Source organism: Bacillota bacterium (assembly GCA_036504675.1).
GTDB lineage: Bacteria > Bacillota > Sulfobacillia > JAJYWN01 > JAJZPE01 > DASXUT01.
In genome coordinates, this window is record DASXUT010000138.1 from 1 (window position 1) to 11,543 (window position 11,543).

Annotated in this window: 11 protein-coding genes; all 11 read right to left on the minus strand. The window is 69.4% G+C overall.

Annotated elements, in window-relative coordinates; translation table 11 throughout:
- Nucleotides 1-97: 97 nt before the first annotated feature.
- The 11 genes from VGL40_09425 to VGL40_09475 all read right to left on the minus strand — a co-directional run bounded on the left by VGL40_09425 (nucleotide 98) and on the right by VGL40_09475 (nucleotide 11,406).
- The gene (locus tag VGL40_09425; protein ID HEY3315476.1) at nucleotides 98-1,315 is read right to left on the minus strand and encodes an amidohydrolase; all 1,218 of its coding nucleotides are present in this window, start codon (nucleotides 1,313-1,315) and stop codon (nucleotides 98-100) included.
- The gene (locus tag VGL40_09430; GenBank protein ID HEY3315477.1) at nucleotides 1,312-2,190 is read right to left on the minus strand and encodes a DUF4438 domain-containing protein; all 879 of its coding nucleotides are present in this window, start codon (nucleotides 2,188-2,190) and stop codon (nucleotides 1,312-1,314) included. The genes VGL40_09425 and VGL40_09430 overlap by 4 nt, the downstream gene beginning before the upstream one ends.
- A gap of 16 nt (nucleotides 2,191-2,206) precedes the next feature.
- Entirely contained in the window at nucleotides 2,207-3,028 is an 822-nt protein-coding gene (locus tag VGL40_09435) for a M55 family metallopeptidase (protein ID HEY3315478.1), read from the minus strand.
- 14 nt (nucleotides 3,029-3,042) lie between these two features.
- Nucleotides 3,043-4,041, minus strand: a complete 999-nt coding sequence (locus tag VGL40_09440; protein ID HEY3315479.1) for an asparaginase — start codon at nucleotides 4,039-4,041, stop codon at nucleotides 3,043-3,045.
- A gap of 135 nt (nucleotides 4,042-4,176) precedes the next feature.
- Nucleotides 4,177-4,899: a gamma-glutamyl-gamma-aminobutyrate hydrolase family protein gene (locus VGL40_09445; GenBank protein HEY3315480.1), complete on the minus strand. Its 723-nt coding sequence runs from the start codon at nucleotides 4,897-4,899 to the stop codon at nucleotides 4,177-4,179.
- A 38-nt stretch (nucleotides 4,900-4,937) separates the two neighbouring features.
- The gene (locus VGL40_09450) at nucleotides 4,938-5,963 is read right to left on the minus strand and encodes a D-cysteine desulfhydrase family protein (GenBank protein ID HEY3315481.1); all 1,026 of its coding nucleotides are present in this window, start codon (nucleotides 5,961-5,963) and stop codon (nucleotides 4,938-4,940) included.
- Between the two features lie 75 nt (nucleotides 5,964-6,038).
- Nucleotides 6,039-7,238: an alanine racemase gene (gene alr, locus VGL40_09455; GenBank protein ID HEY3315482.1), complete on the minus strand. Its 1,200-nt coding sequence runs from the start codon at nucleotides 7,236-7,238 to the stop codon at nucleotides 6,039-6,041.
- A 32-nt stretch (nucleotides 7,239-7,270) separates the two neighbouring features.
- Complete coding sequence (locus tag VGL40_09460) at nucleotides 7,271-8,317, minus strand: outer membrane lipoprotein carrier protein LolA (GenBank protein ID HEY3315483.1); 1,047 nt, start codon at nucleotides 8,315-8,317, stop codon at nucleotides 7,271-7,273.
- A gap of 22 nt (nucleotides 8,318-8,339) precedes the next feature.
- Nucleotides 8,340-9,926, minus strand: coding sequence for an NAD(P)H-hydrate dehydratase (locus VGL40_09465; GenBank protein ID HEY3315484.1), 1,587 nt, complete (start codon nucleotides 9,924-9,926; stop codon nucleotides 8,340-8,342).
- The gene (gene acpS, locus VGL40_09470; GenBank protein ID HEY3315485.1) at nucleotides 9,923-10,333 is read right to left on the minus strand and encodes a holo-ACP synthase; all 411 of its coding nucleotides are present in this window, start codon (nucleotides 10,331-10,333) and stop codon (nucleotides 9,923-9,925) included. Before acpS ends, VGL40_09465 begins: the two co-directional genes overlap by 4 nt.
- A 158-nt stretch (nucleotides 10,334-10,491) precedes the next feature.
- Nucleotides 10,492-11,406 carry a slipin family protein gene (locus VGL40_09475; GenBank protein HEY3315486.1) on the minus strand — a complete coding sequence of 305 codons (915 nt, stop codon included), beginning with the start codon at nucleotides 11,404-11,406 and terminating at the stop codon, nucleotides 10,492-10,494.
- Between the last annotated feature and the right edge of the window lie 137 nt (nucleotides 11,407-11,543).

Genomic DNA, 11,543 nt, shown 5'->3' on the forward strand with positions numbered 1-11,543 from the left:
ACGGGCAGGAAAGCGCCCCTGTCCCCGGGGGGATGGCAGGGGCGCGCCGGCCGCGGTTCACATGGGGACGGTGAGGTTGGCATCCTGGGTGTCTCCTTCAGCTTGTTCCTCCGTTCAGGAAGGCGGCGGCGCTCCGGACCAGGACGGCCACCCCGACCGGCAGGGCGTCCTCATCCAGGTCGAACCTCGGATGGTGCAGCGGATTGGTGAACCCTTTGGCCTCGTTACGGCTGCCCACCCGGAACATCGTTCCCGGGGCCCGCTGGCAGAAGTAGGCGAAGTCCTCACCGCCCATCGTCGGTTCCAGATCGTGGACCCGCTCCGGCCCGACGATGTCGGCCGCCGCCTGCTTCACCAGGTGATACATGCCGGGGTCGCTGGAGAAGGCCGGGTAACCCCGGTCGAACTCGATTTCCACGGTGGCCCGCATGGCCCCGGCGACCTCGGTCACCACCCGTTTGATGGCGGCTTGAACCTGGTCCCTGGTGGCCTCGTCGAGGGTCCGGAAGGTCCCGGTCAGGTCGACTTCGCCGGCCAGGATGTTGGACCGCGTCCCGCCGTGGATCGTGCCGATGGTGACGACGGCCGGTCGGAGCGGGGCGACCTCGCGCGAAACGATCGTCTGGAGGGCGGTGACGATCTCGGCGGCCACGGCAATGGCGTCGACCCCCTCGTTGGGATGGGCGGCGTGCCCGCCCCGGCCGACGACCCTGATGGCCACGCTGTCCGTGCTGGCCGAGTCCCCACCGGGGACGACCCCGATTTGCCCGGTCTCGAGTTCGCTGGCGACGTGCAGCCCGATTACGGCGTCCACCTTCGGATCGCCCATCGCCCCGGCCTCGATCATCGGGAGGGCCCCCCCGGGGCCTTCCTCGGCCGGCTGGAAGAAGAACTTGACGTTTCCGGCCAGGCGATCCCTGAAGCCGCTGAGGACCGTCGCCGCGGTGAGGAGCATGGCCACGTGGGAGTCATGCCCGCAGGCGTGCATCTGGCCGGCGGTCTTGGAGGAATATGGCACCTGGTTCTGCTCTTGGATGGTAAGGGCGTCCATGTCCGACCGGAGAGCGATGGTCGGCCCCGGTTGGGCCCCCCTGAGCAGGCCCATCACCGCCGTCCTGGCGGCGAAACCTGGCCGCACCTCGAGGCCCAGACGATGAAGGTGCTCGGCCACGAGGGCCGACGTCCGCTGTTCCTCGAGCCCGAGTTCGGGGTGCTCGTGGATGTCGCGGCGCCAGGCGATGGTGGTTGACTTCAGGTTATGGACGGCCTCGATGATCTCGCGGACCGAGATCAATCTAGCATTCTCGGGGGTCATGGCCTCGCCTCCTGCCGCCGCAGGTCAAGGTAGTCGGCGATGTTCGCCCGCGAGGCGACGACCGGCTCGAGCGATCCCTCGGTCGAGGTCATCAGGGCGGTCACCCCCGGGCCGTGCCCTGAGACGAAGGAATCGGTATGGATGACCACCCCGACGCTCATCGCTCCCCGTTGGTAATCGCGGCCATAGGCGGTCGAATGGTCGCGGATGGCGACGATGTCCCCCAGCCGGAGCTGGTCGAGGCCTGCTTCGACCAGGGCCGCGTGGTCGTGGGCGGTGATGTCGTAGTCGCCGCGTTCGGTGGGGGTCGAGCCGATCCCCGAGCCCATCAATTCGGGTGGGACGATCCCGACCACCGGCAGCCGGAGCTTTCCGGCGACGGCCTCGGCCCCCATGGTCTCGAAGAGACCGGGGTCGAGGTTCAACAGCTTGATCCGGGGGAAGTCCGGCAGCTCCAGCCCCTGACCATAGCCGCGGACTTGGATCCTGTCCCCGACGGCCAGCTTCTCCAGGGCCTCCTGGGGGAAGTCGATGATCACGTGTTCAATCCCGCCGTGTTTGCCGGTGACCGTCCCGATGGCTCCCTTGGCCTCGCCGGTGACGACCGTGGCCTTGTTCCCGACGCAGGACAGGGTGTTGTACCCGCCGTTGACGGCCTCGTCCTTGTCCTTCGAACTGACCCCCGGCTCGACATGGTCGGCCGCCCAGCCGAAGGCCGGGTCGCCGACCCGGACGTTGTAGGTAACGCCCCCGACCCCGGGGAGGACCCGGCCGACCCCGTCGTGCCCGACAGAGTACGGGTGTCGGAAGCTCGGCGCAGACACCCCCCCCATCACCGAAATCATCACCAGCCGGTCTTTGTTCGTCCTGATCATCGTCTCGCCCCCTCGGTTACATCGCTCCAGCAAGGTAGATCATCGCCCGGAAGGCCTTGAAGGCCGTGAGCAAATCATCGTCGGTGAAGGAGACCCGGGTCTCGTCCAGCCGCCTGACCCCCGGGATCAGCTCGGCCATGTCGGCCATGCCGGTGTTGAAGAAGCGGACTTCCAGGACGGCCGGCGGCTCGACCGCCAGGGACCGGACGGCGCCCCGCGCCGCTAGGTGGACGGCCTCTTCCGCCCCTTCCCTGATCAGCCGGCGGGCCTTGTCCGGCTGGAGGCACCGGGCCGCCACTCTGCCGCGGTGTTCTTTGACGGCCACCGTCCTGACCCCAGGCAGGATGGCCTGGGCTTCCGCGGTCACCGTCGAGTCCCCGGTGACCAGGGCCACCGGGACCCCGAAGTAGCCGGCCACGGCGGCGTTGAGCCCGCACTCCCCGTATACCTGGCCGTTCAGGGTCAGGCCGGCCACGGTCTTGCCGGAGTAGGTGTGGCTCTGGACCCCGCGGGTGCCGACCCGCGCGTGATAGCCGGTGAAGAAGGCCGCCCCGAAGTCGGGCTCGATGCCCTCCATCATCGACAGGGGCTTGGGCGCCCCGGTGATCAGCTTGGCCTCCGGGCTCAGTTCCTCGATGAGGATGTTCCGCATCGAACCGTGAGAATCGTTGACCACGACCTCGGTGGCTCCGGCGGCCAGAGCCCCTTCGATGGCCGCGTTGACCTCGGCCGTCATCAGGGCCCGCGCCCGCCCGTAGTCGGGCCCGCCGTCGGTGGTCTGGACGGCGTCGACGACCCCGCTCACCCCTTCGATGTCGGCCGAGATGAAGACGCGCATGGTGCGGCTCCTCCTTAGTCCCGCGTCAGATCGGCCACGGCGACGACCTCGCCGACGGCCTCGCCGCGGTTGTTCTTCACCGGCGGGCGTCCGAACTGGGCCAGTTCGGCCAGGTCGGCCTGGTTGATCGCGCCCATCTCGGCCAGGGCCCGGAGGACGGTCGGAGGCAGGGGGCGCGTGCTCCCGTCCTCGCACTTAGCCGCCAGGCCGAGCCGGCGCGGCCGGGAACCGACGCAGAAGACGCCCTCGGCCCCGTCCTTGGCCACCAGCCGTCCGGCCCCGACCTCGATCAGGCGGGAGGTAAAGCGGCCGGTGCCCTGGATGATGGTCGGGTTGGCCTGTATCGCCGCCACCACTCGGCTGGCCGCCGCGGCCAGGTCGGTCGGCAGGGAATCGGGGGAAGAAAGACGGGCGAAGGCCCGGGCCATGCCCCGGATGGGCAGACCGAAGACGGGCACGCCACAACCATCGACCCCGACGATCAGCCGGTCCGGGACCATCCCGGCGAACTCGGCCACCAGCGCCCGATTCATCCGCTGCACCGGGTGGTCGGGGTGGAGGTAGCCCTCGATGGGTGCGCCCATGGCCAGGGCCACGGCGAGCATCCCGGAGTGCTTGCCGGAACAGTTGTTGTGGACCTGGGTCGGCTTCCGGCCGGCGCCGATGAGGTCCCGGCCGACCTGCCGGTTGATCGGCGGGTGGATCCCGCACTGCAGGGCGTCCTCGTTCAGGCCGAGCTTGGCTAGGATCGAACGGACGGTGGCCACGTGGAAGTCCTCGGCCTCATGGGAAGCGCAGGTGATGGCCAGCTCCCTTTGGTCGAGGCCGAAGCGGTCGGCGGCCCCGCTGAGGACCACCGACAGGGCCTGGATCGGCTTGGCCGAGGAGCGCATGTAGGTCACCTTATCGGGGTCGCCGGCATGGGCGATTAGCCGGCCATCAGGGTCGCAGACGGCGATGTCCCCGCGGTGAAGGCACTCGACCAGGGACCCCCGGGTCACGTGGGCGATCACGGTTGACAAAGAATGGCCTGCCTCCCTAGGATCGATTCGACCGGCACAGGCGGGACCAGTGAGAGGCCAGGTAGGCGGCGGAGCCGGCCAATGGTCACTCCAAGCTCGCGGGCTCGTTTGCGCACGGCCTGGACCTCACCTCGCTCCGCCGCCACCGGCCGCTTCGACCAGGGCCCGGAACAGTCTCAGGGAAATCGGGTCTTTGAACCACATCCGCTCCGGGTGCCATTGGACGGCGACGACGAAGTCCCCGTCGGTCGCCTCGATCCCCTCGATCACCCCGTCCTCGGCCCTGGCCGTGACCCGGAAGCCCGGCGCAGTAGCCATGATGGCCTGGTGGTGAAAGCTGTTGACCCCGAGGTCGGTCGACCCGAGGATGACCGCCAGACGGCTTTGGGCCTCGACTCGGACCCGGTGCGCCGCCGCCCAGCGGGGTCCGTCAGTGGCGTTGTGGTTGATCGTCGTGGCCACCTCGGAGGGGATGTCCTGGACGAGGGTACCCCCGGCGGCCACGTTGATGGTCTGGATCCCTCGGCAAATGCCGAAAACCGGCAGGCCCTTGCGCCGGGCCGCCCGGTAGGCGGTCAGATCGGTGACGTCCCGGTTCGGAGAGACTGGGCCAAGCTTCGGATGAGGCTCGGCGCCCCAGTGGGCCGGGTCGATGTCGGGGCCGCCGGTCAGGAGCAGTCCGTCGACCGCCTCGATTATCGTTTCGACCAGGTCTGGGGAATCGAGAGCGGGGAGGATCAGTGGGACGCCGCCGGCCGCTTCGACCGCCCCGGTGTACTCGGTCGAAAGGCTGTTGCAGTCGACCTCCCTGAAGATCAGCTGGCTGGTGAGACCAATGATCGGGCGCATCCGGCGGGCATCCCTCCCGAGCCAAGTCTCAGCAGGTTTCAGCGCTTCCCCGTGAACTCCCCGGACAGGACGAAGAGGGCCGGGATACCCCCGGTGTGCCAGAAGATGACCGGCTGGCCAGGGAAGTACCGCCCGCCCCCGACCTGGCCGATGAGGCCGGACAAGGCTTTGCCCGAATAAACCGGGTCGGTGATGATCCCTTCCGTCCTGGCCAGGGTCTTGATGGCGGCGGTCCCTTCCGGCGTCGGGATGGCGTAGCCCGGGCCGATGTATTGGTCGAGGACCTCGATGTGCTCGGGAACGAAGTGGTAGTCGGCCCCGATCATCCCGGCCGCCAGGTTGGCCAGTTCGGCCACCTTCTCGGCGACCTCCCGGGACGGGCGGGCGACGCTGATGCCGATGCAATGCCCCTCGAACCCGCGTTCCCTGGCCAGGCACAGGCCGAGTTCGATGCCCCCCTGGGTACCGGCCGAGCTGCTGGCCACATAGAGGTCGGCCATTCTGACCCCGGCGGCGATGGCCTGGTCGGCCAACTCGAGGGTCGCCGCCACGTAGCCCATCGCCCCCAGGGGCACCGAGCCACCGACCGGGATCAGATAGGCCTTCCGCCCCTGCCGCCCGAGTTCCTCCCCCAGCACCTGCATCTTCCGCCAGACCTCGTCCTCGTCGTCGACGCCGGCGAAACGGACGTCGGCGCCCAGGATTAGGTCGAGCAGGTGGTTGCCGGCCGCCTGCCCGGGGTCCTTCCCGGACAGCATCAGGATGACGTCCAGGCCGTAGCGGGCCCCGAAGGCCGCCGTCTGCCGGGCATGATTGGACTGCACGGCGCCGGTGGTGATGAGCGTGTCGCAACCCTTGGCGAGCGCGTCGGCGACGAGGTACTCGAGCTTTCGGACCTTGTTCCCGCCGGTGGCCAGGCCGGTCAGGTCGTCGCGCTTGATGAACAGGCGCGGCGGCTGAGTCCCTCCGACGGCCCGGGACAACCGCGGCGCTTCCTCGAAGGGGGTCGGCAGCGAGGCCCCCTTGACCCTCGGGAGACCGTTCAGGATGGTCAGGTCGGTCACCGGCGATTCCTCCTTGAGCGGCGGGCCGGGGCCCGGTCGGGCAAAACCCGGTCGGGGGGCCCCCGCCATTTCATTCTAGGCCGGAAGGTAGACTCGCGGCACCCGCGGGGAGACTCCGCAGAGGATTTCGTAGCTGATCGTCCCGGTCAGGGCGGCCAGATCATCCGCGGTCATCCCGACCTCGCCCTGGCGGCCCAGGACGATGACCTCGTCGCCCAGGGCGACCCGGGGGATGTCAGTCACGTCGACCATGATCTGATCCATGCAGACGCGGCCGACGACCGGGGCCATCCGCCCGTGGATGATGACGGCCCCGCGTGACGAGAGCAGCCGCGGGTAGCCGTCGGCGTAGCCTAAGGGGAGGGTGGCGAGGACCGTCGGCCGGCCGGTGACGAAGGTGCGACCATAGCTGACGCACGTCCCGGCCGGGACTTCCTTCAGGTAGCCGATGCGGGCCTTGACGGTCATCGCCGGCCGCAGGGCGACCCCGCCCTCCCCGCCGGGCGACGGGTGGTAGCCGTACAACGAGATGCCCAGCCGAACCAGGTCCAGATGGGCCTCGGGGAGGTTAATGATGGCCGCGCTGTTGGCCGCGTGACGGATCCGAAACTCGATTCCGAGGGCCCTGAGGTCCTCGATGAAGGCCGTGAACCGCTCCAGCTGCCACCGAGTATAGCCCTGGTCCGGGTCGTCGGCCGCGGCGAAGTGGGTGAAGATGCCCTCCAGGTCGAGCCCGGGCAATCCGGCAAGGTCCTTGGCGAAGGCCAGTCCATCCTGGCCGGGGGCCACCCCGAGGCGGCTCATGCCGGTGTCCACCTTGAGGTGGACGCGGGCCCGGCGGCCGAGGCGGGCGGCCTCTCGCGAGAGGGCCCGGGCCGTCTCCATCGAGAAGACGGCCTGACTGACGTCGTTGGCCAGGACGGACCCGACCTCGTCCGGCGGGGTGTAGCCGAGGATCAGGATGGGCGCGGCGACGCCGGCTCGCCGAAGCTCGATAGCCTCGCCGAGGATGGCCACGCCCAACCAGTTGGCGCCGGCGGCCAGAGCCGTCTCGGCCACCGGGACGGCTCCATGACCGTAGGCGTTGGCCTTGACCACGGCCATCAGCCCGGCCTGCGGGCTCTTGCGCCGGGCGACCTGACGGAGGTTGTGGTCGATCGCCCCGAGGTCGACCTCAGCCCAGACCGGCCGACTGACGGCCGTCGAACCCGCGTCCGGCGGACCGCCCGAATCCCGCACCCCCATCACCTGATTGATCTCCTTGCCTGCCCTCACGAATCGCACCCCCGCCTATCGTCCCCCGGTCCCTAGTGGAGCGACCGGGCAATCCGGCCGATTTCCTCGAGGCTGAGGTCCGAGGTAATGGCGAGCTCGACATCCCCGACAATCCAGTGGATGATGCTGAACTCCTCACTCTGGATCACCTCGACGGGCAGCCCACCGAGGTCCATGGGTCTCATGCCCGGCAGGGCCACGGCCCCGGGGATGGCCTTGTTCTCGGTGATCGACAGGCTCGCCTTCTCCTGGCTGTAATCGAGGAGGATGCTCAGGTCCTGACCCGAGCCGACCCGGCTGACCTGGACCAGGCTGAAACCGGCCGGCGTGTAGGCCGGGAGAAGGAGCTTGAAGCCGGCGAGTTGCCTGGCCCGCTCCAGGGTGATGGCCTCGGGCATCGCCCCGCCCTGGATGACCTCGGCCCCCTGGGGAGGGCTGAACCTGAACAGTTCATCCGGAAGCCCGGCGTCCACCTTGACCTGCGTGTAGGTGGCCGCCGAGATGACCGCCCCGCCGGCGTTGTAGGCCTCGACCTTGAGGGGCAGCCAGGTCTGGCGGTCGACCCAGACCCGTTCCCTCTGGACCACGTCCTCGCCCTTGGGCCCCGGCGGGGTCAGTTCGACCAGATAGGCGGGGCGTCCCACGACCCTGGCCCGACCGGCCACTTTGACCGCGGTCGCCCGGCTCACCTCCCCGACGACCCCGCTCAAGAGGGCCTTCTGGTCCTGGCCGGTGACATCCTCACCGGCCTGCTCGAAAACGGTGACCTCGTTGTCCTGAGGGTTGTAGAACCACATCGTCTGCCCGTCGAACACGGTAAGCTGGCCCTTGATCTCCTCCGGGGCCAGGAACTCCAGGCGGTACCGGGCCGGTTTCTTGAAGGACTGCCTGATCTGGACGGTCTGGCCGGCCCCGGCCAGGCTGTACTGCACTTCCAGGACTCCCTGGTAGTCCTGGAGTTTCTCGAAGCCGGCAGTCATCTGACGGATGAGGTCGGCCGTCGGAGGAGTGCCGCATCCGGCCGCCGCGAAAACCACGAGCGCCGCGACGGCGGCGACCGCGAGACGTCCGAGGACCATCGGGCCCATCCCCTTTCGCCGGTTACCCTTGGAGCTCCTTGATCACGGCGGGAATCTCGGCGGGCAGGTCGCCCGCGGCCAGCCCGGCCTGGCCGCGCCTGGCGGCCAGGCGATCGGCGGCCCGCCCGTGCACGTAGGCCCCGGCGGCGGCGCCCAGGGCCGGTCCGCGCCCCTGGGCCAGGAGAGCCCCGATGACCCCGGTTAGGACGTCGCCCGTTCCGCCCGAGGCCAGGCCGGGGTTGCCGGTGGAGTTGACGTAGTAGCGATCGGCCTCAGCGATGACCGTCCCCGCCCCCTTCAGCAGGATGACCGCTCCAAAGCGGCCGGCCGCCGCGGCCGCGGTTCCGAAGCGGTCGCGCTGGACCGCCTCGTTGTCGAGGCCCATCAGGCGGGCCATCTCTCCTGGGTGAGGGGTGAGGACCGTCCTCCGTCCGCGAGCCGCCAGGGCCGAGAGGACCTCGGCCGGGGCCTCAACCAGAGCGTTGAGCCCGTCGGCGTCGACGACCGCGGGCTTATCCGGGGCGAGGCGGCTGAGCAGCGCCCGGACGAACTGGACGGTGGCCGGGTCTCGGCCGACGCCGGGGCCGAGAGCGACGGCCGAGGCCTTCTCGGCGAAGGCCAGGACCTCTGGCAGGGACTCCGGGCCGAAGCGGTCGCCCCGGCCGGCGGCGGCCACGGGCTGGACCATCACTTCGCGCAGCCGGCGTCCGACCACCGGCCAGAGGGCCTGAGGGACGGCCAGGGTGATCAGTCCGGCGCCGGTCCGCAGGGCACCCAGGGAGGCCAGGACGGGTGCTCCGGTGTAACCCCCGGCTCCGGCGACAATGAGGAGATGTCCGAAGTCGCCCTTGTGGGCGGCCCGCGGTCGCTCGGGGAAAGCCGCGGCGGCCTCTGCCGCCTCGACCAGGGTGCCGCTGACGGCGTTGCCTTCAAGGAGGGGACGGGGCATCGAGATGGGGGCGACCACGAGTTCTCCGGCCAGACTCGCCCCTGGCTCGACGACCAGGCCACGCTTGGGTAGGCCGAGGGTGACCGTGACGGTGGCCCGGACGCAGAGAGGGTCTTCCGAGCCGGAGGCGCCGTCGGCGTCGAGCCCTGACGGAACATCCACCGCGACCACCGGCCGGCGGCCCTCGTTGATGGCCTGTACGGCCTCGGCCAGGGGCCCGCGGACGGTCCCGGAGAACCCCGTGCCGAGGAGAGCGTCGACGACCACGTCGGAGCGGGCCAACCAGAGCCGGTCATCGGCGGTGGGCCCGTCCGGCCGCTCGGCGACCTCGACCCCTAGGCGTCGGATGATCTCCAGGTTGACCTCGGCTTCTCCGGTCACGGCGGTGGCGGTGGCGAAGAGGACCACCCGGACTTCGGCCCCCAGCTCCAGCAGGTGGCGGGCAGCGCAGAAACCGTCCCCGCCGTTGTTTCCCTTGCCGCACCAGACGGAGACCAGTGGTCGGCCGACGGACGCGGCCCCCTTATCCAGGAGCAGGGCCATGACCTCGGCGGCCACGGCCCGCCCGGCGTTTTCCATCAGTAGGAGACCCGGGATGCCGTAGCGGTCCCGGGCCAGCCGGTCGAGTTCTCGCATCTCCTCCGCGGTGGCCAGCTTCAAGGGTGGTCCACCCCCGTCTCATCGGTCAGGGTCAGAGCCAGGGCCTCGGCCATCGCGTAATCGCCGGCATGGCTCAGGCTGACCAGGACCGTCCCAATGCCTTTGGTCCCCGCCAGGGCGGCCAGCCTCCCCCGGAGCCTGACCCCCGGACACCCGTCCTCGTTCCGGACGATTTCCGCGTCGTCCCAGCCGGCCTGCAGCCGGCCGGCCCCGATGGCCTTTCTGACGGCTTCCTTGGCGGCGAACCTGGCGGCCAGACGGCGGGCCCGTTCCGGCTCGCGGGCGGCCAGGCAGTAGTCAAGCTCGGCCTGGGTGTAAAGACGACGTAAGAGCCGGTCACCCCTTCTGGCGACGGCCCCCCTCACCCGGTCCACCTCAACGATGTCCACACCGACCCCGAACAGCATGGCCGAACCCCCCGTCGGTGGCTATCTCTTCGCCGCGGTGATTTCAATTCCTTTTCCAAAGAAATGGGCCGGGGCGCCCTGAAGGGCAGTATCCCCGGCCGTCAGAAGCCCTATTTGAGTGGGTACGGTCGCCATCGGGGCTGGGCTGGACCCAGCCCTCACTGGCCGCTGCCCTTGGCCGTCCCCGCCACCGGCGTGCCGGCCAGCGACGACAGGCCGCTGATGCCACCGAGGCCCATCGTCTCGACGGCCGACGACGGGACCACCACCAGGGCTCCCTTTTCTTTGAGGCCCTCGTAGAGGATGTTCATCGCCCGCAGGTGGAGGGCGATTTCGTGGCCCTCGTAGACCCGGCCGGCTTCGACGAACTTGCTGGCGATCTCGCTCTCGGCCGTGCCGAGGATGATTCGGGCCCGGCGCTCCCGCTCGGCCTGGGCCTCGCGGGACATGGCGTCCTGCAGGTTAGTGGGGATGATGACATCGCGGATCTCCACCGATTGGACGGCGATGCCCCACGGCTCCGTCCGCTCGTCGATGATCCGGCGCAGCTCGGCGTCGATATTCTCCCGGCCGGCCAGCATCTCGGAGAGATGGGTCTTGCCGATGACATCGCGGAGGGCCGTCTGCGCGGCCCACTCGACGGCCGCCCGGTAATCCTGGACCTCGAGGGCCGCCTTCTTGGCGTCCCAGACGACCCAGAACATGACCGCGTCGACGTCCACCGGCACGGTGTCCTTCGTCAGCGTCTGCTCGGCGTTGAAGTCCGTGGCCACGATCCGCTGATCGATCCAGACGGTCACCGAATCGATGATCGGGATGACCAGGAAGAGGCCCGGTCCGGCCAGTCGCTGGAAGCGGCCGAGCCGCAGGACGACGGCCTTCTCCCACTGTCTGGCGACTTTCACGGCCGAGTTGATCAGGAGGCCGACGAGGACGATCACCGTCGGCCAGACCCAGTTGAGCGTGGTCCAAACGACGGCTCCGGCCGCGACCAGGAAAACCACCAGGATGGTGAGGGCTACGGTGTTCAGGGGGCGGCGGTTGATACGGAGGCGCGGATTCCTGCTTGCCATGGTCTTGCAGACCTCCTTATGAGCTTTGACCCGGGGTGACCGGACTCAGTTGGCCGGACGGCGCCCAGACGGGTAGTACCAGATGGTCATCATGTGCCCGGACTGACTCGAGGACTGAGAGATGGCGACGATGGACG